Source organism: Sulfurimonas limnophila, assembly GCF_059705345.1.
The window spans coordinates 1,932,808-1,956,892 of sequence record NZ_AP046127.1 but is presented as its reverse complement, the minus strand read 5'-3'; the positions used below and the strand labels follow the sequence as shown (position 1 = coordinate 1,956,892).

The following is a 24,085-nucleotide window of genomic DNA, read 5'->3' as shown; positions in this document are numbered from 1 at the left end:
ATTTTTATGTAGTAATTATTGGAGAAGCATATGGATGCAGCTAAGTATATTTGGATGAATGGAAAGTTTGTTGGGTGGGATGATGCAAAGGTGCATGTTCTTTCTCATACACTACACTATGGAAATGGCGTAATTGAAGGCACAAAGGCATATAAAACCCAAAAAGGTTATGCTATTTTTCGTCTAAATGAGCACACTACAAGATTAAAAGAGTCTGCAAAAATGACTCTAATGGATATTCCTTACTCAGTTGAAGAGTTAAACAAAGCTCAAATAGAACTAGTCGCAAAAAATGAATTTAAGGGCGATAACGTATATCTGAGACCATTTGCATTTTTAGGATATGGTGTTATGGGTGTTTACCATAAACACGCTCCAGTTGAAACTGCTGTTGCTGCTTGGGAGTGGGGTGCTTATCTTGGTGAAGAGGGTATGAAGAAAGGTATAAAACTTAAAATCGTATCAATGACTAGACCAGCAAATACTTCAAATATGGGTAAAGCAAAGGCCGTAGCAAACTACTTGAACTCTCAAATGGCTAAGTATGAAGCGATTGACTGCGGATATGAAGAAGCACTGCTTCTAGATGATCAAGGTTATGTTGCAGAAGCTTCAGGAGCTAGTTTCTTTATGGTAAAAAATGGAGTTTTAATCACTCCTCCAAATGATAACTCACTAGAGTCAATTACTCAAAAAACAGTGATTGAATTAGCGACTGATATGGGCATCAAAGTTGAGCGCCGTCGCCTCTCAAGAGAGGATGTATATACCGCAGATGAGGCATTTTTAACTGGAACTGCTGCTGAAATCACTCCTGTTCGTCATGTTGATGGCAGAGATATAGGATGTGGTTCTCGTGGCGAAATGACAGAGAAACTTCAAAGTAAATATTTTGACGTTGTATTTGGCAGAGATAAAAAATATGAGCACTACTTAACTTATATTAATTAACAGTGATTTCTGCCACCTGCGTGGCAAGCTTTAGTGCCATAGCGGCTAGCGTAGTTTGGCGGAATCGAGGTGCCCCTTGAGGGTATATTTCCGACAAGCGTAATAAATAGAACAGAAGGAATTAAAAAAATGAAGGACAACATAACAATGGCATCGGATATGAATGACTATTTTAATAAGAAAAAGAGCCAGAGTGATGGGTTTGAGAAAAAATCAAGCGGCGGGAGTGGCGGCGGTGGAAATATTCCTCAAATGCCAAAGATAGATTTTAACTTTGGCGGAGGAAAAGCAGGGATTGCTTACTTTTTAGTAGCAATTATTATTGTTTTGATTTTGGCAAAACCTTTTACGATTATCGAAGAGGGTGAACGCGGAATATTAAGCACTAATGGTAAGTATCAAGATCAAGCACTTCTTCCAGGACTACATTTTATCCTTCCTGTAATTCAAAAAGTTTATATTGTAGATACAAAAGTTCGTATTATTAACTATGCATCAAGCATTGAAGCAGGTGGCGGAAGTGTTTCATCAGGAATAAATGCAAAACCTGCCATTACCGTTCTTGATAAACGCGGTCTTCCTGTTGCTATAGAGCTTACAGTTCAGTATAGACTAAATGCGCAATTCGCGGCACAAACAATCTCTAACTGGGGATTCAGCTGGGAAGATAAGATAATCAATCCAGTTGTTCGTGATATTGTTCGTAATGTTGTTGGTAAATATGATGCTGAGAGTCTTCCGCAGATGAGAAACAGCATAGCTGAAGAGATAGAGATCGGCATTAGAGCAAGTGTCACAGGCTTGGAAAATGCTCCTGCAGATTTACAATCAGTTCAACTTCGTGAAATTTTACTACCTCCAAAAGTAAAAGAGCAGATAGAAAATGTTCAAATAGCAAAACAACAAGTTCAAAAAGCTGAACAAGATGTTTTACGTGCTGAACAAGATGCGCTAAGACGTGCAGCAGAATCAAGAGGTATAGCTGAAAAAGCAAGAATTGAAGCTCAAGGTCTTGCAGATGCTATAACAATTGACGCAGATGCAAAATCAAAAGCTAACTACTTGATCTCAAAATCATTAACTACTCAGCTTTTACAATTAGAGCAGATTCAAGTTCAAGGCAAATTTAATGATGCTCTTAGAGAAAATAAAGACGCTAAGATTTTCCTAACTCCTGGAGGCTCAACGCCAAATATCTGGGTAGATATGAAAGATGCTAAACAGAGAACTACTACGGTTACTGAGTAGATAAAAAATGCAAGAAACTATAGATAAAATAGACTGGCAGAAGATTGAACTTCTGCCAGTAATAGTTCAAGATGTCACAACCAATGAAGTGTTGATGATGGCATATATGAACAAAGAGGCACTCTCTCTTTCTCTTAGTACAAAAATAGCTCACTACTTCTCACGCTCAAAACAGCGTATCTGGAAAAAAGGCGAGAGTAGCGGACATATACAAGAGATAGATAGTTTTAACATCGACTGCGATAATGATACTCTTTTGATAAAAGTAACTCAACACGGCGTTGCTTGTCATACAGGCAGACGTTCTTGCTTTTTTACTGAACTAGAAACAGGCGATATACAGAGCGAAGTAGAAGTTAAAAGTGAAGCTCTTTATGGAGTTGTTGATACACTTTATCATACTATTCAAGAGCGAAAATTTGCAGACCCTTCAACTTCATGGACTGCAAAACTTCTTAGCAAAGGCGACAATACAATACTTAAAAAAGTTGTAGAAGAGGCAGCTGAGTTTAGTTTTGCGTGTAAAGACAGTGATGAAAAAGAGATAGTTTATGAAGCAGCAGATTTGACTTATCATGTTCTTGTGGCCCTCGCATCTAAAAATATATCTCCAGATAGAATCAAGCAAGAGCTTGCCCGCAGATTTGATATGAGCGGAATTGCTGAGAAAAATTCAAGAGATACATAGATAAATATGGAGAAGTTAAACGAATTCATCAAAGAGTTGATTATCTATGATTACATTCTTTTTGGTGTCTCTTTACTTCTTTTTCTGCTTTTTATAACTATTGGTATAATATTTTATCGAAAAAAATTATTAGCATTTTTTCTTATACTCTTTGCATTTACAACTCTTATATTTGGCTCAACACTCGGTTATGTTGAGATGCACAAATATCTTTTTAAAAATGAAATAACACTAATTAGTCAGAAAAAACTCTCTTTTACGGAAGCTATTGTGCTTTATGGAACTTTAAAAAATCTCTCAAATAGAGATTTTAAAAGTTGTAAAATTAGAGCAACCGTATATAGAGTAAGCGGTAATAAGATAAAAGATTATATAAGAAAATTTAAGCCTATTGCTAAGATGTCGATTGTTGAAGAAAATATTGCTCTTGGACAAGAGCGTGAAATTAAGATTATTATAGACCCATTTGTTTATAGTGGGGATTATAATATTTCTCTTGGAGCAGATTGTAAATGATTACCCTTTTTAACTTTTGGCACTACATAGCATTTGGTATTGGATTTTTGGTTTTTGGAGCTGGAATTTTTCTTGCCATGCAACAAAAAAAGCCAAGCATGATTTTTTCTATAATATTTTCAGTGGCGCTTATAACTGTTTTAATGTCTTCTGTTTCAGTAGTTGTTATAGATAAATACACAAAAGTAGCAAAACTTTACAAGCTAGATAACAAAAGAAACTTAAGCACAGAAGAGATTATGTATAGCGGTATAGTAAAAAATGAGGGAAATTTTGAGATTGGCGAAGTTACATTTGAGATAAAGCTCGTAAACAAAGGGCATGTAAGTGGCAATGTAAAAGCTGGTACATTTTACGCTCCAAGAGGGTTTTTAAACTTTTTTGATTTTTTAACATCTGATGAATCACGAAGAGAGGCAAAACCGCAACAAATTGTACATGAATTTGTAGTAGCAAAAAATCTAAAACCTAACGAGAGCAAAGAGTTTAGAGTCTATTTTCCTTATCCACCATACTTTAGCAGTGTTTCACACTTCTCTAAAGTATATGCACACTAATACTTAAGCCCAAAAGGTTTAAGAGTACTGTTTATCTTTTTAATCTGTCTATTTTTATCTCTACACCAATTTGGAGCAAGAAGAGAGTTGTCATTTATTCCAGCTGTTACTCTTTGAACAGATACATCATCTGGTTTTAACAGGATAGCTTTACTCAGCGTGTCAAGATATAACTCTTCACTAATTGGCGAAAAATCTCCCTTGATATAATCATTTGCAAGAGCTGTTTTTTTTACAACATAAAGAGGATGATATTTTACAGAATCAATCCCCCAAAGATAAGCTTCTTGCGCTGTATGAAGCATCATCTCTTGTGTCTCATCTGGCAGACCAAATATAAGATGCCCACATACATGTAATCCACTCTCTTTTGCCTTTAATATCCACTCTTTGACATTTGCACTGTCGTGACCACGATTTATTTTTTCAAGTGTTTTATCATAAACAGACTGTATTCCAAACTCTATCCATATCTCTTTTTCTTTGTTAAGCTCAGTTATATACGCTAACGTCTCATCAGTTATGCTATCTGAGCGTGTGCCTATGCTAAGGCCAACTACATCATCAAATGATAGAGCTTTTTCATATAGAGCCCTTAGCGTATCAAGAGGAGCATAGGTGTTTGTAAAAGATTGAAAATAGACTAGAAATTTTTTAGCTCCATACTCATCACGTTGTCTTTTGCTAATGGCATTAAACTGCATTTCAAGTTGAAGAAGTTGCTTGTCTAGATTTGGATTTGTTTGTGAGTTTAGATTTAGATGAAATCCCTTTAGCTCTTGGACTTGATTCGTACTTGCGCTAAAAGAGTCATTTTCACAAAATGTGCATCCACCCTTAGCGACTGTTCCATCTATATTAGGACAGGTGAAGCCAGAGATATTTATGCCAACTTTGTAGACTTTGCAACCAAACTTATCTCGTAAGTAGTTGCCAAAGGTAAAAATTTGTTTCATTAAACTATGTATTTTCCTGTAAAACAAGCAGTACAGTAGTTGTCTGTATCTGTCTTAACGCTTCTAAGAAGTGAAGCTTCATCTAGGTAAGCTAATGAATCAGCTTCAATGAACTTACATATATCATCTTGGCTCATATTTGCAGCTATTAACTTATCTTTATTTGGTGTGTCAACTCCATAGAAACATGGATCAGTTGTAGGAGGAGAAGATACTCTCATATGAACTTCACTAGCTCCTGCCTCTTTTAACATTCTTACAATTCTTTTTGATGTTGTTCCACGAACTATTGAGTCATCTACAACGATAACTCTTTTGCCTTTGATAATGTCAGTCATTGGAGAGAGCTTCATTTTAACTTTTAAATCTCTCATCTCTTGAGTAGGTTCGATAAAAGTTCGTCCAATGTAATGGTTTCTCATAATTCCCATCTCATAAGGGATACCGCTCTCTTGAGCATACCCAATAGCAGCAGGTACACCACCATCTGGAACAGGGATAACCATATCTGCTTCAACAGGTTTTATATGAGCTAACTCTCTTCCCATATCTTTTCTTGTCTGATAAACACTCTGTCCAAAAACTCTTGAATCTGGTCTTGAAAAATAGACATATTCAAATATACAATGTTTTGGGGTTGGTTCAAAAACTTGTATGCTCTCTGGCTCTTTATCTTCATCAAAGATAAGAAGTTCACCAGGTTTTACATCTCTTATAAACTCTGCTCCAACTAAATCAAACGCACATGTCTCACTTGCAACTATGTATCCTCCGCTTGGTATTTTACCTAAGCTTAGAGGGCGAAAACCATGACGATCACGCATTGCAAACATCTTTGTTCTACTTAAAAATACAAGAGAAAAAGCACCCTCAATTTTACCAACAGCATCGATGATTCTATCTAGGAGTTTTCTTTTTTCGCTTTTTGCGATAAGATGGATAAGATTTTCAGTATCCATAAATGTTTGAAAAATTGCACCTTTGTCGATTAGTTTATTTCTAATCTCTTCAGCATTTGTAAGGTTTCCATTATGAACAATAGCCATCTCGCCTAAATCATATCTTGCAAAAACTGGCTGAGCATCTAGAATTGAGTCATCTCCAGCAGTTGAGTAGCGGGTATGTCCTATTGCACTTGAACCTCTTAGAGTTTCTAGTTTTTTCTCATCAAAAACACGCATAACAAGACCACGTTTTTTGATAGTTTGTAGTTTTGTTCCGTTTGAAGAGCTGATTCCAGCTGCTTCTTGACCACGATGTTGAAGTGCGTGAAGTGAAAAATAAGCCAGTTTTGAAGCCTCTTTATTGCCATAAATTCCTACAACTGCACACTTTTCATTCATATCTTCTAGCACATTTCTCTCCTTGGCTAAGTAGTTAAATATTTTCGCGATTATACTAAAATCAAATTAAAATAAAATTGATTTAAATTTCTAAACAGTCACTTATAGAGTAGAGACCTGCCTCTTTTTTTGCCAACCATGAAGCGGCTCTAATAGCGCCTTTGCTAAATGTGTTTCTTGAAGTCGCTGTATGATTTAGCTCTATAAATTCGCCATCATTATAAAAACCAACCGTGTGACGCCCTACAATATCTCCACCGCGAAGAGCCATAACTGCTATCTCATCACTGTTTCTCTCACCGATATTGCCATCTCTTCCACTTACACGTACCTTGTTAAGGTCTAAACCACGCCCATGTGCTGCTGATTCTGCTAGAGTAAGTGCTGTTCCGCTTGGCGCATCTTTTTTATGTTTATGATGCATCTCCACTATCTCTATATCAAAGCCATTTAGCGCTGCTGAAGCTTGATGTACAAGTTTGTTTAAAAGAGCAACTCCTAAAGACATGTTAGTAGCATATAAAATCGGCATATGCTCACTTGCTTGTTTTAAAAGATTTAGTTGATGAGCATTTAATCCAGTTGTCCCGATAACCAAAGGCTTTGGAGTTTGAAGTGCTGCCTCAAGCAGAGCTTCACAAGCCTCAGGAAGAGAGAAGTCGATAACAATATCACATGCATGAAGAAATGACTTCATGTCTGTACTAACAAGAACTGATGGGTCAATTGAGAAATCAAGAGAGTTCCTTACATAAACAGAACTCAAACTAATATTTTTACTTGATTTTAGGTCGTCTATAAGCAGTTTTCCAACTCTTCCATTTGCACCAAAAACACCAACTTTTACCATTTTATTCCCCTTTTTATACCTATAACATTTAAAATTTAATCTTAGTGATTTAACAACTCATCAACATAAGAGATTGCTTTTAGTGCAGCGACTGCACCATCCCCAGCAGCACTTACAACTTGCTTAGGAGCAGATATACGCATATCTCCAGCGGCAAAAAGTCCCTTTAGAGAAGTTTGCATGCTAATGTCAACGATAACTTCGCCTTGTTTGTTCATCTCACATAAAAAAGTACCATCTTCTTGTTTTAGAGTTTGGTTGTTTACATCATTGCCAACAAAAGTAAATACCCCTGGAACTTTAATATCACGTATTTCACCACTATTATTTTTTATAAAAATCCCAGTAACACCCATTGCATCACCATATACTTCTTCTGGAGAAGAGTTTAAAACCAGCTCTATGTTTTGTGTTCTTTTAACTCTCTCTACTGTATTTGGAGCAGAGCGGAAGGTGTCACGTCTGTGAACAAGATATACTTTTGAGCATATTTTAGCAAGATAAAGTGCCTCTTCAAGAGCAGTATCTCCTCCGCCAATGACAACTACCTCTTTTCCTTTGTAGAAAAATCCATCACATGTAGCACAAGTGCTCACGCCTTTTCCAAAGAGAGCATTCTCTCCCTTAAAACCAGCGCGTCTTGGGGATGAACCAGTACAAACTATCACACTGTGAGCCTCTGCTACCGTGCCATCTTCTTTAAGAATTTTAAAAATATCTCCATCTTTGCTAACTCTAAGAACAGCAACCATCTCATGTTTAAGACCAAATTTTTGGCACTGCTGGGGCCATGGAATCATAAGGTCCATTCCACTGATTTCGCCCGTAACACCAGGATAGTTTTCTATTTCAGAACTTTGAGTAATTTGACCACCAGGCATACCTTTTTCAAACATAACTACATTTTCTAATCCACCACGAGTAGCGTAGAGTCCAGCAGTTAAACCAGCAGGTCCGCCACCTATTATTGCGCAATCTAAAATCATAAATATAATCCTTCTACAAATCTTTTATTTTATTTGACAACTCGTTTAAATTGTCTAGTTTGAGTATCATACTATCTTGTTTATAAATCTGCTCTTTCGTTTTTTTTATAAAGAAGATAGATGGGGATTCATAGATATTAAACCTCTGGATAAAGCTAAGTGACGTTTTTGTTCCAGACCTAAGAAACGTTGTGCCCTTGGTGTTTGGAAAGACTTGGTTATAGTAGTCTATTGCCAAAATTTGATAGTTAAGTTTTGTTTGAGATAAGAGCTTCGCAGTATCAGGTTCTCTTGAAGAGTAAAATACTATTATATAGTCATCTTCTATAGGTTTAAAAATATCTTTTTGCTCGTAAAATGTCCACTCTCTAAAGTCGATAAATTTATATTCTGCGAATTTGTAGTTGAAGTATGCAAAAGCGGCAGCTATCATCGCTGCGCCAAAGAAAGAGGCTAGAAGAGTAGATAAAGAAAAGAGACTTTTGCCTCCTTGCTTCACCAATCCACTCTTTAAATTACGCTAAAAGAGCGTCGATTTTTTGTGCAAGAGCAGCTTTAGATTGTGCTCCAACAACTTGATCTACCATTTTACCATCTTTAAAAAACATGATAGTTGGGATAGAACGGATACCAAATTTAACAGCAATATCTTGCTCTTCATCAGTATTTACTTTACAAATTTTAGCTTTACCTTCATAATCATTTGCTAACTCTTCAATAACAGGAGCAATCATACGACAAGGCCCACACCATGGTGCCCAAAAATCAACTAAAGAAACACCTTCACTTAATGTAGCTTCAAAATCTGAGCTAGTTAATTCTATATATTTTCCCATTTTAATTTCCTTACTTAATTTTATGTTGGGGCATTATACATAGCCAAGTCTTTAAAATTGCTTTTATAGTGAATCTATTAAAGATTTATAAACTCTTTTTTTCTGTTTCGATAGATTACACATTCGCTAAAGCCCAACTCTTTGACCATCTTCATAGTTTCATCACTAAAGAGCCCAACTTGTTCTGGCTTGTGAGCATCAGAGGCAAATGTTATAGGAATATTTAGTTTTTTAATCTCTTGCAGCAACTGAGGCGATGGGTATGCCTCGGAAACTGGCTTTCTAAAACCTGCGACATTAATCTCAATAGACATATCTGCATCTTTGATAGCACGAAGGGCATCTCTTGCTATGTCTGTAATATTGCCTTTTGGCATAAATTTAAAAATTTTTATTAAATCTAAGTGCCCGACTATATCAAAAAGTCTACTTTTTGCCATCTCTTCAATTGCATCAAAATATTTTTGCCAAATCTCATCAATATCTTGATTTTCATAATCTTTTATAAACTCTGGGTTATCAAATCCCCACTCATTTATAAAGTGTACACTCCCGATGAGATAGTCAACTTTTGCATTTAGCACTCTCTCGTCCATATAGCCTCTTAGATAATCTACTTCATAGCCTAAAAGAATTTCTATTTTATCTTTATAGTGTTCTTTAGCCTCTAAAATATTCTGCTCATACTCTCTCATTTGATCAAATCTCATACGATATTTTGGGTCAAAATCCATTGGTGCATGTTCTGAGAATCCAAAATATTTAATATCGCACTCAATAGCTTTTTCGATATACTCGACTATTTCTCCCTCTGCATGATTACAAAGTTTAGTATGATTGTGCAAGTCAGCTATCATTTTGTCATTCCAATTTTATATATTTTTCGATATTATAGTGTCAAAACAATAAATTTAGATAATTTGATATATATGGAGAAGTAATTATGACTCAAGAAGAACTTGATGCTTTAATGAGCGGCGATATTGATGATATGGATTCTTTTGAAGATGAGCAAAGTACTTCTGTGCAAGATGATTTGGAAGTAGCAGAAGATGAGTCATTTGATGAGTTGGAAGCAGAAGAAGATGTTGGTGTAAAAAAAGATAGAGAAGAACCAGTTGGATACACAAAACAAACTGCTCATCACTGGCCTATGCCAGCTACTGATGAGAACAAAATGGTTCATCAGTTAGATGATGTAACAAAAGAGAGTGAAGAGAAAGCTAGTGAGATATTTGATATTATAGATGGTGTTTCAAATAAGCTTATGGAGAGTGAGGATTTTGTTAATACAGTTGTTGAGACTCTAGAGAGCAATATTAAGTTATTTATAACATTAAATAAAAAATTTCCAGATGTTGAAGCTTTTGCTGTTCAACTGGAAAAAAACACTACAGCGCTTGATGAAGCAAATCAGATAGCAGATGCTCTTCAGTCTGGCGGAGATTCTATCATGAGTGTTATGGATATTATGCAGTATCAAGATATTCATCGTCAAAAGATAGAGCGTGTTATAAACGTTATGCGCGCACTCTCTAACTATATGAACTCTCTTTTTGAGGGTAGAATTGATGACGACAAAAGGGTCTCTTCTGCTCAACATATTGCTGGAGACACTCATAACGAACTTGCTTCAAATGAAGATATAGAAGCGCTACTCGCAAGTTTTGCAAAATAATGAGTCAAGTTGAATTGTTGTCTCCTGCGGGAACATTAGAGAAGTTAAAAATTGCTATTGATTTTGGGGCAGATGCTGTTTATGGCGGAGTAAGTCACTTCTCTTTGCGTATTCGTTCTGGAAAAGAGTTTAGTTTTGAAGAGTTTGAAGAGGGCATAGCTTACGCACATGCAAGAGGCAAAAAAGTCTATGCAACAATAAACGGGTTTCCTTTTAACTCACAGCTAAATCTTTTAAAAAAACATATTTTAAAAATGACTGAGTTAAAGCCTGACGCTTTTATAGTTGCAACACCAGGTGTTCTAAAACTATGTCATGAGTTAGCTCCTGATATGCCACTTCATCTCTCAACTCAAGCCAATGTTATGAATGTTCTTGATGCAAAAGTTTACTATGATATGGGAGCTACTCGTATTATTACGGCAAGAGAGATTTCACTTCGTGATTTGGTGGAGATAAAAAAAGAGCTTCCAGAGTTGGAACTTGAAGTATTCGTTCACGGCTCTATGTGTTTTGCATACAGCGGACGATGTCTTATCTCTACTCTTCAAAGTGGGCGCGTTCCAAATCGTGGAAGTTGTGCAAATGATTGTAGATTTCCTTATGAGATGTACGCCGCAAATCCAGAGACTGGAACACTCTTTAGGCTTGAAGAAGATGAGGGTGTTGGAACTTATATCATGAATTCAAAAGATTTAAATCTTGCTTCACATATAAAAGAGATACTTGATACTGGCGCGGTTGATTCTATAAAAATCGAAGGTCGTACAAAAACATCATACTATGCAGCAGTTAGTGCAAAAGCGTACAGAATGGCGTTAAATGACTACTATAACGGCATAAATGATGTTCAAAAATACCAATATGAGCTTGAGTCTCTTCAAAACAGAGGCTATACAGATGCTTATCTTATCTCAAGACCTTTTGAAAAGCATGATACTCAAAGCCTTGATTTTACTATGCAGCTTGGAACTCATCAAGTTAGTGGACAAGTGGATGAGAGAGGGACACATTTTTTGTGCAAATACAAAACTTTGCCAAATGATGAGCTAGAACTTGTTGCTCCTCTTGACGCAAAAATAGAGATAGTAGACAATGAAATAGGCACTACTTATGAGAGAGATGGCAGAGTTTATATGAAGTTGAAAAAACTTGTAGCCGAGAATAGAAAAGTTTGGGATGAGGTGCATAGTGGAAACTTAAATCCTATAACACTTCCAATAAAACTGCCTCCGTATACATTCTTAAGAATTCCAGCTTCTGCAGAGATGGGAACATATCCAAAAGCATAAAATATGTATGCTCTAACTTCACTTACATGGAAAAGCAAATTTAAAAAGCTGTGATATAATCGCCCATCAAAAATAAGGAAGATAGATAGATGAAATTTGTTTCAATTGTAATAGGCAGCAGAAGTGATTATGAGATTATGAAGTCTTGTTCAGATACGCTTGAGGCGTTTGGTGTCTCTTATGAGATGATTATATCTTCAGCACATCGCTCTCCTGAGAGAACAAAAGATTACATTGTAGCAGCAGAAAAAAAGGGTGCTCAAGTTTTTATAGCGGCGGCTGGTATGGCTGCTCACTTGGCAGGTGTTTTATCTTCTAAAACTGTAAAACCTATTATCGGTGTTCCTATGAGTGCATCAGCTTTAAGTGGTATAGATGCACTTCTTTCAACTGTTCAAATGCCAGCTGGAATGCCAGTTGCTACAGTTGCAATAGGAAAAGCAGGAGCTATAAACTCTGCATATTTAGCTATGCAAATCTTAGCGCTTGAAAATGAAGAGTTAGCTGTCAAGCTAAAAGAGGATCGTATAGCTAAGGCTAAAAAAGTTGAGATGGATTCGCTGGAGATAGAAACTATAATTTCATAGTGATGAAAGATTTACTAGGTGCCTTTTGTGGGTGTGAAATAAATTAAAGGAATATCTATGAAGTGGATGCGTGATGAAGAGTATATGGAGCTAACAGGGCTGGATATATCTGCTATCGATGATTTGGCTCAAAGAGGTAAACTTACTCTAAAAGTTGAGGATGGTATCAGATATATTGATCCATCAAAGGGAGCTAGAGAAGTAGTTCCTGCCCAACTAAGAGAGCTCTCTGCGCATAACACAAAAGAGATGTTAGTCCAACCTCAATTTGTTGAAAAAACAATAGGCACTATCATAAATCTACATGAGAAAGTCCTTGACGCAAAAGATGAAACACTAAAAGCAGTAAGAGTTGAAAATGAGTTTTTAAGAGAAGCTCTTGGTTCTCTTCAAGAGCTTTATGATGAAGATAGAAAAACGATACATACACTCCAAGAGCAGTTAAAGCTCTCCCAGCAAGAAGTCGAGTTTATGAGAAGAAAATATAAACTTATGTGGAACAAAGCCATAGACGAACACACTGATAAGTAGTAGATATTTTATAGTATGAATATAGATGAAGCTTGTGTTACATGTATAATAAATCAAAGTGTAAAAGTAGCAAATGCAATTGGCGCAGATGAGGCGCTTTCTAAAAAATTAACTTCAAGTGTAGAGGAGATGAGCAAATCTTTCTCCTTTAGCGACGCTCCTCCTGAAATAGCCTCTTATGTTTATGAAAAAATGGCGCAAATAGCCAATAAAATAGATTTATACGATGAAGTAAAAGAGCTCTCAACAAAAAAAGCACTCTCTTTTGTTCCGCTCTTAAAAGATAAACTCTCAAAATCAAAAAACAAGTTATTGACCGCTACAAAAATAGCCGTGGCTGGAAATGTTATTGACCTCGCTGCTGAAGTGGAGTTTGACTTAAAAGATGAGCTTGATAAAATCTTTTATACTGATTTCGCCCATGATGATTTTTCTCTCTTTGAAAAAAAACTTCAAAGCGCAACGAGTGTTTTAATAATCGGAGATAATGTAGGTGAGCATATTTTTGATTATATGTTTATTGAAACACTCAAAGAGTTCTACCCAGAGATAAAGTTTTCATATATGGTTCGTGGAAACCCAATCATAAATGATGTAACTATGAAAGAGGCAAGAGAAGCTGGATTTGATGAGCTTTGTGAGCTTGTTGACAGCGGTGTAAATAGTCCAGGATTTGCATATACTAGGGCTAACGCTTACTCAAGAGAGCTCTTTGACAAGGTTGATTTGGTAATAAGCAAAGGGATGGGAAACTACGAGTGTATGAGCCCATCACATAGGGCTGACATATGTTTTTTACTCAAAGTTAAGTGCGCAGTTGTTGGGGCGCACTTAAACAAAGAGATAGGCGATATAATCTGTAAAATCGTATAAAAACTACTCAAAAACCATAAGCGCGTAACCATCATTTTGGTACTTTATAGTATCTAAGAAGCTATTTGGAGAAATTTTTACAGACGGGATTACGCTACTCTCATCAATTGCATTTGCATTTAAACTCATAGCACAAACAACAATCTTAACCCCTCTTTTATCAAGTTTTATCAGCTCAGCTTGGGCTAGTTCCGCGCTTTTTATCTCATCATCTTTTACAATTAAATCATAATCTTTAGAGACAATCTTCGCGCAACTTCCATGCAGAGTTATAGCAAAATTTACACTATCACCATTTTTCTCAATCATATCCATAGTTCTCTCTACTAGTACCATTCTACTGGCAACGTATGACATATCTTTTGCATTACAGTCAAAAACAGTTTTGTACTCATGCGCACTTGCCATACTCAAAAATATAGATATAAGAATGAAAATATTTCTCACGATTACTGACCTAACCCAAAAACATTTGAGAGTGTGTTTATGTAGTTGAAATATCCAGTAATTGCGACTGCTTCAAGAATCTGTGCATCGCTGTAACCTAAATCTCTAATAGCATCAATATCCTCTTTTAGTATCTTGTAGCTATCTTTTTGAGCAGCTCTTAGACAGAAGTTTAGAAGAGCTTTCTCTTTTGCATCTGTATTTATGGCATCTACACCCTCTAATATTTTTTCAATTTTTTCATCAGACAACCCGAGCATTTTTGCGATACCTTTATGAACGTCAACGCACATTTTGCATCCGTTCTCTTTTGAAACCAGAAGCGCGATAGCCTCTTTTGTGTCGTAAGAGAGAGTTGTTTCATCAAGAAGATATTTTTGAATCATCATATCAGTTGCAAAGTAGATTTTCTCATCCATTGCCATGAGCTTAAATATTTCGCCCAGTTTTCCTGTTTTTTCTAAAATAGGACGAGCTCTCTCTTGGATTGCTGTAGTCATCTCTTCAAATTCTGGTAGTTTAATATGTGCCATTTTTTCCCTTTTAGGTTTAGTTTCTATAAAAACGTTAAGTAGCGCTTAACGTTTAAAATTATAGAGTACAATTCTTAGAGAAAAATTAACAGGTTAGAAGATGGAATATAAAATATCCGAGTTAGTAGAACTGACGCAGACGCCAAAATCAACAATTTTATATTATATAAGAGAAGGATTGCTCCCAGAGGCAAAAAAACTAAAATCAAATGTTCATAGATACGCAGATGAACATGTAGAGCTTCTAGAGTACATACGCTACATGAAGCAAGAGATGGGGAGCTCTAACGAAGAGCTCAAAACAATGCTAAAAAATAAAAACAGCTCTTTATCCAGCTCTTTTTCGATGATAGCACCCATGATGCAGACACTAGAAAATATCCCCAAAAATGCAAAACACTACACAAAAGAGGAGTTTTTAAATGAGTATAATATTGAGAGAGAGTTTTTAGAAGAGCTATTAAAAGATGATATTTTAATGCCTCTGGGGAGTGATGACTTTACGCAAAAAGAGGCTTCTCTAATCAAGCTTGTAAAAAACTTTCAAGAGATGGGAGTTGAGCATAACATCCTAAGCGAGTATGTTGCTCACGCAAAAGCTTTAGCAGAACTTGAATACAAAATGCAGAAAAATTTATGTGCAATTAGAGATGATGATAACTTTCAAACTCTATGGAAAATCATGTTTGAGACACTCTTTGGTGCAAAAGAGTACATACATAAGCGCTCAACACATAAAGTTTTATATGAGGCGCTTAAAGAGGAGATTTCAAAAAAGTAAAGTATTGCTTTGTTATAATTGCGCAACTATTTACAAGAGGCCCTCATGATAACTTTTAGCTCCATGTTACTAAAACTACAAGAATTTTGGATGAAACAGGGGTGTAATATCGTTCAACCTTACGATATCCCAGCAGGTGCGGGAACATTCCATCCTGCTACATTTTTACGCTCACTAGATTCAACTCCATGGTCGGTTGCCTATGTCGCACCTTCTCGCCGTCCAACTGACGGAAGATACGGAGAAAATCCAAACCGTTTGGGAAGTTACTACCAATTTCAAGCACTTATAAAACCTTCCCCTGATAACATTCAAGAGCTTTACCTAAAATCTTTAGAGTATCTCGGGCTTGATGTAAAAAACCATGATATACGCTTTGTAGAAGATAACTGGGAGTCTCCAACTCTTGGTGCATGGGGTCTTGGCTGGGAAGTCTGGCTAAACGGCATGGAAGTTACGCAATTTACATATTTTCAACAAGTTGGCGGGATAGAGTGCAGTCCTGTTGCGGTTGAGATAACTTACGGAACTGAGAGACTCGCTATGTATCTGCAAGGTGTGGACACTGTGTTTGACATAGTTTGGGGCGAAAATGAGCATGGAAAAACACTCTACCGCGATGTTCATAAAGAGGCTGAGATAGAGTTTAGTAAGTATAATTTTGAGATAGCAGATACTGAGATGTTATTTGCAGAGTTTAATGCAAAGAGTGAGGAGTGTTTAAAAACTATAGAGGCAGGGCTTCCTCTTCCAGCCTATGATTTGTGTATGATGGCGGCAAACACTTTTAATGTACTTGATGCAAGAAAAGCAATCTCACAAACAGAGAGACAGAACTATATACTAAAAATTCGTGAACTCTCAAAAGGGTGCGCGGAGCTTTATAAAGCGCAAGAAGAGGATAGAAATAAGAGGGTAAAAGCGTAAAATATGACAATTTGTCATATTTTTTATAAAATTAAATATTTCTAGTTACTATAAAACCTAATTTAATTTAGGGGAAATAGTATGAAACTACCAAATTTATTTACATACAACTACAAAGATGAGTTAAATATGAATATGCAAATATCACAATTATTATCCATTAGGACTATTGAATTATTTGCAGGAGTTGGCGGTTTTAGACTTGGTTTAGAAAAAGCTAGTTTAAAAAACAAATTTTATAGAGTAGTTTGGAGTAACCAGTGGGAACCATCCACAAAAACGCAACATGCTTCTGATATATATTGCGCTAGGTTTGGTTATGAAAATCACTCAAATGATGACATTTCTACTGTAGATGTTTCTCAAATCCCAGACCACGATTTACTTGTAGGCGGTTTTCCATGTCAAGACTATTCTGTTGCAAGCACTCTTAAAAATTCACATGGAATTGTTGGTAAAAAGGGTGTCTTATGGTGGGAGATATATAGAATTCTAGAGCAAAAAAAAGAGAAAACACCAAAGTATCTTCTACTTGAGAATGTAGATAGGCTTTTAAAATCTCCTGCTTTCCAAAGAGGAAGAGATTTTGCAATTATCCTCTCATCGCTCAATTCTCTTGGTTATGGAGTTGAGTGGAGAGTTATAAATGCAAGTGATTATGGGATGCCACAAAGAAGACGAAGAGTTTTTATAATGGCCTATAAAAATGGAACAAAACCGTATTTAAATTTGCAACAAAAAACACCGTTTGAGTTACTGAACAAAGATGGAATCTTTGCCAAAACTTTTCCTACAAAGATGATTCAAAAAGATGATATATTCTCATTAAAACTCTCTGACGACTTGGTTGAGATTACAGATAATTTCAATAAAAACACTCCTAATAAAAATAGTTTTTACGACTCTGGATACATGATAGATGGAGTCTATTATACAGCTACATGTAAAGCTGAACATCAAGGGAGCTTTAGTGTTCTTGGCGATTTTTTACAACATGAAAAAGATGTGCCAAAAGAGTTTTATATAAGTGATGAAGAGCTTGAAAAATGGAAATATCACAAAGGCTCAAAATCAATCGAGAGAGTAAATAAAACAACAGGACATAAATATCTTTATAGTGAAGGTTCTATGGGTTTTCCAGATTGTTTAAATAAGCCTTCAAGAACTATTATTACAGGAGAAGGTGGAGCAAGTGCATCAAGATTTAAACACGTTATTCATATAAATGGAAAATATAGAAGATTAACACCATTGGAATTAGAAAGGCTGAATATGTTTCCTGACAATCATACAGCGGGCATAAGTGACACAAAAAGAGCTTTTCTGATGGGGAATGCTTTAGTTGTAGGAATAGTTGAGAAGCTTGGAAGAAAATTACTTGAAGAACTATAATAATGACAAAATTTCCGTACAACAAACATAGCAAAGCTTCTATTGTCGCCTATGCTAAAGAATTGATTCATCAAACACTAAGGTTTAAATGTGAAGAGATTCTTGAATCAAATAAAATAAAGAATAAAGGAAATTTTGGTCAGATTTTAGAAAAGTACTATTTTTTATATGAAGCAAATTCGAACTCTGAAGCTGACTTCAAAGAAGTTGAACTTGAATTAAAAACATCACCGATAAAAAGATTAAAGAAACTTCAATATGTTTCAAAAGAAAGATTAGTTTTAAACATAATTAATTTTATGGAAGTTGCTGAGCAAACTTTTGACAAGAGTTCTTTTTGGAAAAAAAACAAAAACTTACTTTTAATTTTTTATCTTCACGAATTAGAAAAAAACTTTTTAGACTATACAATTGAAATAGTAGATGAGTGGTATTTTCCTGAAATTGATTTAGAGATTATAAAAAATGACTGGGAGATAATCACAAACAAGATAAAAAATGGAAAAGCACATGAGCTCTCTGAAGGAGATACGCTTTACTTAGGAGCTTGTACGAAAGGTTCAAAAGGTGGTAATTTACGAGAACAGCCCTTTTCACAAATAAAAGCGAAACAAAGAGCTTATTCTCTGAAACAAGGGTATGTTAACCATATCATAGCCTCACTTTCTAATAAAAATCCAATATATGGAAAAATTATTTCTTCTTTAGAGGTTGCAAAATCATCTTCGTTGGAAGAGATAGTAGTTTCAAAATTTAAATCTTACTACGGTAAGACAATTTTAGAAATTTTAGCAATACTTGATATGCAGATCAATCAAAGTGCAAAAAATTTTTATGCAAATCTTTCAAAAGCAATTTTAGGAATTGAGTTAAACAAAGAGATTGAAGAGTTTTCAAAAGCTGATATTATAGTTAAAACTGTGCGTTTAAAAGAAAATGACCTTCCTGCTGAAGATATCTCATTTGCAGTATTTAAATATAAAGATATTGTTCTGCAGAAGTGGGAAGAGTCTGATATGAAAGATATTTTAGAACATAAATTTTTATTCGTTTTTTTTAAATTTGAAAATGAGCAACTTGTTTTAAAAAAAGTAAAATTTTGGAATATGCCTTATAAAGATATAAATGAAGTGCAAAAAGTATGGGAGCAAACAAAACAAGTAATTTTAAGTGGAAAGATTGTAAAAGATTTTAAAGTAGATAAAAATGGTAAAAAAACAAGAATAACAAATTTTCCATCTAAAAAATTCAGTTCAGTATCTCATGTAAGACCTCATGCACTCAATGCCGATGATGTTATTGAATTGCCAATAAAAGATAAAATGACGCAAGCCGAGAAATATACAAAACATTGTTTTTGGCTAAACAACAGTTATATCAAACAAATCTATTTGAAAGATTAGAAAATTTAGGAGTAAATTGATGCCTGTATCAAAAGAAATAGCTTACGAAAATGTTCTCAAACAAATCGAGATGGCAGCAAAAGAGTATAGGAATCTTTGGAAGATAGATATTTGTGAATCAGTTAATATAGAAGAATATGGTTTAAATGAATTTTTTGCTGGCAAGGCTGAGGGGTTTGAAGAGTGCTTAGAAATTATAAAAAAAGCTAAGAATTCCTAAAAATAGTGTATTATTAGGAATACACTCTTTATTTTGGAAATAAATATGGATTCAATTCTTTTAGAAGATAATCGGCATTGGGTAAATCAGAGCATATACGGTGATTTTATCTCAAGAGAGATTTTAGATAAAGCTCTGAAATTTCTTGGCACAAAAGAGATTTTGGCTCTTGTTGGTGCGAGACGCGTAGGGAAAAGCACTTTGGCAAAATTGCTTATCCATGAGCTTTTAAAGAGCGTTGAAGCAAAAAATATATTTTTCATCAATTTGGAAAAACCGGAATTTATTCCGTACAAAGATGACGCCTCGTATCTTGGAGTGATTTTTGATGCGTACTTAAAACTTGCAAATCCAAACATGCAAAACAGAATATTTTTTTTCATAGACGAGGTGCAAATTTTTCAAAATTGGGAAATCTTTGTAAAATCAAAATATGAGAACTCCAATATTAAGTTTATCATAACCGGTTCAAACGCATCGCTTTTAACTTCAAACTATGCAACAGTTTTAACGGGTAGAGTGTTGAGGCTTGAGATACATAGTTTTAATTTTAGGGAATTTTTACATTTTAAAAATATAGATTTTTCCACGAAAATTCAAAGAACGGCAAATAAAATCGAGATAAGCAGAGCTATGGATGAGTATCTTAAATGGGGCGGATACTACTCGGTGATATCAAATAACGATGAGATGCTAAAAAAAGAGTATCTCATGAATGTGGCTGAAGATATCATACTCAAAGATATAGTTCCAAGATACAACATAAAAAGCTCTCAAATAATAAGAGACCTCTTTTATTATCTTGTCTCAAATGCTGCAACAACACTCAACTATAGTTCATTGGCTAAAAAACTCGGCGTTGATCCAAAAATGATAAAAGAGTACATCGGCTATTTTGAAGATAATTTTTTAATCCATACTGTTTCTGCGTATCACGATAAGCTGACTTCGCAAATAAAATCTGCTAAAAAACTCTATTTGAGTGATAACGGTTTTTTAAATTTAGGAGTCAATAGAACAAAAAATCTAGGTACTGCCTTGGAAAATTTGGTATTTAACGAACTATATAAAAAAGATGAAAAAGTTACATACAGGAAAGATAATCAAGAGATCGATTTTTATACGCAAAATAGATTGTATCAAGTTGCGTATGATATAAGTGATGAAAAAACAAAAAAAAGAGAGTTAAACACTTTTGTAGAGTTCAAAAAAGAGGATGATAGATGTATCTTGATAACATATGATGCAAACGACGCAATCAATGGTGTGGAAGTGCTAAGTATAGATAGATTTTTGCTTGAGGCCGATGAAGGTTTAAATATTGAATGAAACCCTAATAGGTCAAATTGACAAAATTCTTTTCGAAGAAGAAGCATTTTTCATAGCAGTGCTTAAGAGCGGAGAGAAGATAAGTGGCTCTTACTATGAGAGTGAAGTGTCTCACATAAAAGGTTCTGCCGTAACACTTAAAGGTGTTTGGGAAGAGCATAAAAAATACGGTAAAACTTTCAAATTTGACTCCATCAAAGTAAATCAAAATCAACTGTTTTTCTTTTTAAACAAAATTGTAAAAGGTTTTACAAAACAGCTATCAGCCGAACTTATCGAGCATTTTGGAAATGAAAAACTTATAGATATTTTAGATAACGACATAGAGAGACTTTTAGAGTTTAACGGCATAAAAGAGAAGCGTCTAAAAAAGATTCAGACAAGCTGGAAAAAGTTCCGCTCCATGAGAAAACTGGGCGAGTTTTTAAGCCCTTATGACGTGTCTCAGGCTCTTCTTACAACAATCGCAACGGCTATGAAAGATGTTGACGAGCCTTGCGCAAAGATAAAAAACAACCCATATATTCTTACTTCCATAAACAGTATCGGTTTTAAAAGAGCCGATGAGCTTGCACTTAAAATGGGTGTTGCAAAAGAGGATGAGAACCGCATAAGCTCCGCTATGGATTATGTTCTTTTAAACTACTGCGAACAGCAAGGTAACTCTTGCGTGGCAAAAGAGATACTTTTTTGTGAGCTTGATGAACTGCTCACTTTTAGCGACAAAAGCTATCTTTATGAGGCTTCTTTAGTTGAGAGAGTTAGTGAGGGGAGCATTGTTTTGATGAAAAATGAGCGTGTCTCTCCTGCTCGTCTTTATGATGCAGAGAAGTATTTGTATGATGAGTTTAAAAGAAGAGCAAAACTTGATAATGGTGGTTTTGTTAAAGATTTAGATCTATTTTTAAGTGAGCATGATTTAAAACTCGGAGATGAGCAAAAAGAGGCGCTAAAGAAGATAAATGAGGGCGCATCTATACTCTTTTTAGTTGGGTATGCGGGGACTGGAAAGAGCACAACTTCAAAAACTATTCTTGATTTGCTAAATATAAAATATGACAGAAAAGAGATTATTACATGTGCTCTTAGCGGCATTGCCTCACAGCGCATAGCTGATACTACTGGGTATGAGAGTGCAACTATTCAATCACTCTTGGTAAAGTTTGAAGATAGAGACGAGTTTCCATACTCCGTTGTTTTGATAGATGAAGCTTCAATGATAAACTCCTCTTTGTTTGCGAGGTTGGTTAGAAAAGTTAGTAAAAATGCACTCCTTATAGTTGTTGGAGATGATGCACAACTCCCTCCTATTGGGGCTGGGAACGTACTTAGCGATGCTCTAACACTCTGCCTTGCACCTATTGTAAAACTTACAAAGATATATAGACAGAGTGAAGACAAGGCTATTACTCTCATAGCAAATGATATACGGCTAGGAGCAGTACCTGAGTATAGAAGGGAGTATGAGGATTTTGAGTTTATAGATGTTAGCATACAAAACTACTATGCTCTTAAAAATCAGCTCACTCAAGCGGAACTCTCAAGCCAAAGAGATGAAAATTCTGCTCAAATTGTGGCGGTAATTGCTCATAAAGTACTGGACTCTATTGAAAAAGCAAGATATAGACTAAACAATAAGCAGATAAAAGAGTACCTAAACTATTTTCAAGTTATAACGCCCATGAAAGGCGGAATACTTGGCTCAAACAACTTAAATACAGTTTTACAAAACTACTTCAACCCAAACCCAAAGAAGTGCGTGAAAAAGGGCGGTGCAGAGTTTAGGCTGATGGATAAAGTGGTTCATACCAAAAATGAAAATATGACTTCATGGAGTGGTGAGGGCTTTAAAAGCGGCGAAGATTCGGTTCAAAGACGAATCTTTAACGGTATGAGCGGACTTCTTTTTAAGATAGAAGAGGATGATGAACAGGTGTTCGTTTTTTATCCAAATGAGGATGTCGTGGTCGTTTATGAGTATGAGGAGCTGCGTAGTCATCTGATGCTCTCTTACGCGCTTACAATCCATAAAGTTCAAGGAATGGAGTATGATATTGTGGTTATTCCTATGAGTTTTTCACACTACATCATGCACAACACAAAGCTCATATATACGGCTGTTACAAGGGCAAAACATAAGTGTATCTTGGTTGGTGAGAGCATGGCGTTTGAGAGTGCGTGCAAAAAGCTTGACATCACTGCAAGAGATACTGTCCTCTTAGAACTATAAGCATTGATTTATGTACATGTACCTATAATAACTCAATATCAGTTGTGGAGTTTAACATGGCAGGAAATAGACTAAAGATAGCGATTTGCGGAAAGAGCGGTTTGGTTGGCTCGAAATTTACAGACTATTTTTTATCTCAAAAAAATGAAGTTGTTGAGGTAAAGATAAGAGGCGATGTCTCTGCTCTTGAAGTAGCTGCGCAGATAAACAAGTGCGATATCTTGATAAATCTCAGTGGAGCTACAATCCTCTCAAGATGGAGTGAAGAGTATAAAAAAACTCTCTATTTGAGCCGAATAGAGACGACAAAAAAGTTAGTAGATGCCCTTGGGTTGTGCAGTGAAAGGCCGAAACTCTTTTTAAATGCCTCAGCTGTTGGAATCTATAAATCTGATATGCCTCATGATGATAACTCAAATGAGTTCTCAGATGATTTTTTGGCTTATCTGTGCGAAGATTGGGAAGCAGAGGCTAGAAGAGCTAGTGAGTTTGGAGTTAGAAATGTGCAGATGCGTTTTGGTGTTGTTTTTGCAAAAGAGGGCGGCGCACTGCAAAAAATGCTACCCCCTTTTAAACTTGGGTTGGGCGGAATAGTTGGAAATGGGGAGCAGATAATCTCGTGGATACACATAGATGATTTGATAAGAGCTGCTGCATTTATCATAAAAACTCCAGATATAAAAGGTGCTGTGAATTTTTGCGCACCAAACCCGCTTAGCAATAAAGAGCAGACAAAAATCATGGGAGAAGTTCTGCATCGTCCGACTATTTTTCCACTACCAGCGTTTGTATTGAAGCTTCTTTATGGAGAGGGTGCGAGTGTGATACTTGATTCAAAAGAGGTCTATCCATCGAAGTTGCTTGAGAGTGGTTTTGTCTTTGAGTATGATAATTTTGAAGATGCACTCAAAGAGATTGTAAGATAGGTGGT

The 24,085-nt window shown here is 35.6% G+C and carries 27 protein-coding genes; 18 read left to right on the top strand and 9 right to left on the bottom strand.

The genetic code is table 11. The features are described 5' to 3' along the window. Positions 1-30 precede the first annotated feature (30 nt). The 5 genes from AC6H33_RS09960 to AC6H33_RS09940 all read left to right on the top strand — a co-directional run bounded on the left by AC6H33_RS09960 (position 31) and on the right by AC6H33_RS09940 (position 3,960). A complete protein-coding gene (locus tag AC6H33_RS09960; RefSeq protein WP_497604734.1) occupies positions 31-951 on the top strand; it encodes a branched-chain amino acid transaminase in 921 nt (306 codons plus the stop codon). Between the two features lie 147 nt (positions 952-1,098). Then, positions 1,099-2,199 (top strand): prohibitin family protein, encoded by a 1,101-nt coding sequence (locus tag AC6H33_RS09955; protein ID WP_497605994.1) that lies wholly within the window; start codon positions 1,099-1,101, stop codon positions 2,197-2,199. Positions 2,200-2,206: 7 nt separating this feature from the next. Then, positions 2,207-2,887 carry a bifunctional phosphoribosyl-AMP cyclohydrolase/phosphoribosyl-ATP diphosphatase HisIE gene (gene hisIE, locus AC6H33_RS09950; protein WP_497604733.1) on the top strand — a complete coding sequence of 227 codons (681 nt, stop codon included), beginning with the start codon at positions 2,207-2,209 and terminating at the stop codon, positions 2,885-2,887. 6 nt (positions 2,888-2,893) lie between these two features. Continuing rightward, the gene (locus tag AC6H33_RS09945) at positions 2,894-3,403 is read left to right on the top strand and encodes a DUF2393 domain-containing protein (protein ID WP_497604732.1); all 510 of its coding nucleotides are present in this window, start codon (positions 2,894-2,896) and stop codon (positions 3,401-3,403) included. Then, positions 3,400-3,960 (top strand): DUF2393 family protein, encoded by a 561-nt coding sequence (locus AC6H33_RS09940; RefSeq protein ID WP_497604731.1) that lies wholly within the window; start codon positions 3,400-3,402, stop codon positions 3,958-3,960. The genes AC6H33_RS09945 and AC6H33_RS09940 overlap by 4 nt, the downstream gene beginning before the upstream one ends. Here AC6H33_RS09940 and mnmL read toward each other — a convergent pair. The 7 genes from mnmL to AC6H33_RS09905 form a co-directional block, all read right to left on the bottom strand. Continuing rightward, positions 3,957-4,916, bottom strand: a complete 960-nt coding sequence (mnmL, locus tag AC6H33_RS09935; protein WP_497604730.1) for a tRNA modification radical SAM protein MnmL/YtqA — start codon at positions 4,914-4,916, stop codon at positions 3,957-3,959. The two genes, AC6H33_RS09940 and mnmL, sit on opposite strands and share 4 nt — an antisense overlap. Next, positions 4,916-6,271: an amidophosphoribosyltransferase gene (purF, locus tag AC6H33_RS09930; RefSeq protein WP_497604729.1), complete on the bottom strand. Its 1,356-nt coding sequence runs from the start codon at positions 6,269-6,271 to the stop codon at positions 4,916-4,918. The genes mnmL and purF overlap by 1 nt, the downstream gene beginning before the upstream one ends. A gap of 70 nt (positions 6,272-6,341) precedes the next feature. Next, positions 6,342-7,109, bottom strand: a complete 768-nt coding sequence (gene dapB / locus AC6H33_RS09925; RefSeq protein WP_497604728.1) for a 4-hydroxy-tetrahydrodipicolinate reductase — start codon at positions 7,107-7,109, stop codon at positions 6,342-6,344. Positions 7,110-7,150: 41 nt separating this feature from the next. After that, a complete protein-coding gene (gene trxB, locus AC6H33_RS09920; protein ID WP_497605993.1) occupies positions 7,151-8,092 on the bottom strand; it encodes a thioredoxin-disulfide reductase in 942 nt (313 codons plus the stop codon). Positions 8,093-8,108: 16 nt separating this feature from the next. Next, positions 8,109-8,594, bottom strand: a complete 486-nt coding sequence (locus tag AC6H33_RS09915) for a hypothetical protein (protein WP_497604727.1) — start codon at positions 8,592-8,594, stop codon at positions 8,109-8,111. A gap of 16 nt (positions 8,595-8,610) precedes the next feature. After that, entirely contained in the window at positions 8,611-8,931 is a 321-nt protein-coding gene (trxA, locus tag AC6H33_RS09910; RefSeq protein WP_497604726.1) for a thioredoxin, read from the bottom strand. Positions 8,932-9,008: 77 nt separating this feature from the next. Further along, on the bottom strand, positions 9,009-9,788 hold the full coding sequence (locus AC6H33_RS09905) for a histidinol-phosphatase (RefSeq protein ID WP_497604725.1): 780 nt from the start codon (positions 9,786-9,788) through the stop codon (positions 9,009-9,011). Positions 9,789-9,874: 86 nt separating this feature from the next. On the opposite strand from AC6H33_RS09905, the gene AC6H33_RS09900 reads away from it, so the two are divergent. From AC6H33_RS09900 to AC6H33_RS09880, 5 genes are all read left to right on the top strand, one after another. Next, a complete protein-coding gene (locus tag AC6H33_RS09900; RefSeq protein WP_497604724.1) occupies positions 9,875-10,609 on the top strand; it encodes a chemotaxis protein in 735 nt (244 codons plus the stop codon). Continuing rightward, positions 10,609-11,901: a peptidase U32 family protein gene (locus tag AC6H33_RS09895; protein WP_497604723.1), complete on the top strand. Its 1,293-nt coding sequence runs from the start codon at positions 10,609-10,611 to the stop codon at positions 11,899-11,901. Before AC6H33_RS09900 ends, AC6H33_RS09895 begins: the two co-directional genes overlap by 1 nt. 89 nt (positions 11,902-11,990) lie before the next feature. Next, positions 11,991-12,488, top strand: coding sequence for a 5-(carboxyamino)imidazole ribonucleotide mutase (gene purE, locus AC6H33_RS09890; protein WP_497604722.1), 498 nt, complete (start codon positions 11,991-11,993; stop codon positions 12,486-12,488). A 57-nt stretch (positions 12,489-12,545) separates the two neighbouring features. After that, positions 12,546-13,019 carry a DUF3972 domain-containing protein gene (locus tag AC6H33_RS09885; protein WP_497604721.1) on the top strand — a complete coding sequence of 158 codons (474 nt, stop codon included), beginning with the start codon at positions 12,546-12,548 and terminating at the stop codon, positions 13,017-13,019. 15 nt (positions 13,020-13,034) lie between these two features. After that, positions 13,035-13,892: a damage-control phosphatase ARMT1 family protein gene (locus tag AC6H33_RS09880; protein WP_497604720.1), complete on the top strand. Its 858-nt coding sequence runs from the start codon at positions 13,035-13,037 to the stop codon at positions 13,890-13,892. 3 nt (positions 13,893-13,895) lie between these two features. On the opposite strand, the gene AC6H33_RS09875 is transcribed toward AC6H33_RS09880, so the two are convergent. Both AC6H33_RS09875 and AC6H33_RS09870 read right to left on the bottom strand, forming a co-directional pair. Next, on the bottom strand, positions 13,896-14,339 hold the full coding sequence (locus AC6H33_RS09875) for a DsrE family protein (protein ID WP_497604719.1): 444 nt from the start codon (positions 14,337-14,339) through the stop codon (positions 13,896-13,898). A 2-nt stretch (positions 14,340-14,341) separates the two neighbouring features. Further along, complete coding sequence (locus AC6H33_RS09870; RefSeq protein ID WP_497604718.1) at positions 14,342-14,872, bottom strand: carboxymuconolactone decarboxylase family protein; 531 nt, start codon at positions 14,870-14,872, stop codon at positions 14,342-14,344. A gap of 100 nt (positions 14,873-14,972) precedes the next feature. Between AC6H33_RS09870 and AC6H33_RS09865 the strand changes: the two genes are divergently transcribed. From AC6H33_RS09865 to AC6H33_RS09830, 8 genes are all read left to right on the top strand, one after another. Then, a complete protein-coding gene (locus AC6H33_RS09865; RefSeq protein WP_497604717.1) occupies positions 14,973-15,653 on the top strand; it encodes a MerR family transcriptional regulator in 681 nt (226 codons plus the stop codon). 45 nt (positions 15,654-15,698) lie between these two features. Beyond that, complete coding sequence (glyQ, locus tag AC6H33_RS09860) at positions 15,699-16,580, top strand: glycine--tRNA ligase subunit alpha (protein WP_497604716.1); 882 nt, start codon at positions 15,699-15,701, stop codon at positions 16,578-16,580. An 81-nt stretch (positions 16,581-16,661) separates the two neighbouring features. After that, positions 16,662-17,972, top strand: a complete 1,311-nt coding sequence (gene dcm, locus AC6H33_RS09855) for a DNA (cytosine-5-)-methyltransferase (RefSeq protein WP_497604715.1) — start codon at positions 16,662-16,664, stop codon at positions 17,970-17,972. Positions 17,973-17,974: 2 nt separating this feature from the next. Continuing rightward, positions 17,975-19,375 (top strand): Sau3AI family type II restriction endonuclease, encoded by a 1,401-nt coding sequence (locus AC6H33_RS09850; protein ID WP_497604714.1) that lies wholly within the window; start codon positions 17,975-17,977, stop codon positions 19,373-19,375. A gap of 19 nt (positions 19,376-19,394) precedes the next feature. Next, complete coding sequence (locus AC6H33_RS09845) at positions 19,395-19,595, top strand: hypothetical protein (RefSeq protein ID WP_497604713.1); 201 nt, start codon at positions 19,395-19,397, stop codon at positions 19,593-19,595. A gap of 45 nt (positions 19,596-19,640) precedes the next feature. Continuing rightward, the gene (locus AC6H33_RS09840; protein ID WP_497604712.1) at positions 19,641-20,924 is read left to right on the top strand and encodes an ATP-binding protein; all 1,284 of its coding nucleotides are present in this window, start codon (positions 19,641-19,643) and stop codon (positions 20,922-20,924) included. Further along, positions 20,917-23,154, top strand: coding sequence for an AAA family ATPase (locus AC6H33_RS09835; protein ID WP_497604711.1), 2,238 nt, complete (start codon positions 20,917-20,919; stop codon positions 23,152-23,154). The genes AC6H33_RS09840 and AC6H33_RS09835 overlap by 8 nt, the downstream gene beginning before the upstream one ends. 56 nt (positions 23,155-23,210) lie before the next feature. Continuing rightward, entirely contained in the window at positions 23,211-24,080 is an 870-nt protein-coding gene (locus tag AC6H33_RS09830) for a TIGR01777 family oxidoreductase (RefSeq protein WP_497604710.1), read from the top strand. Positions 24,081-24,085: the final 5 nt, after the last annotated feature.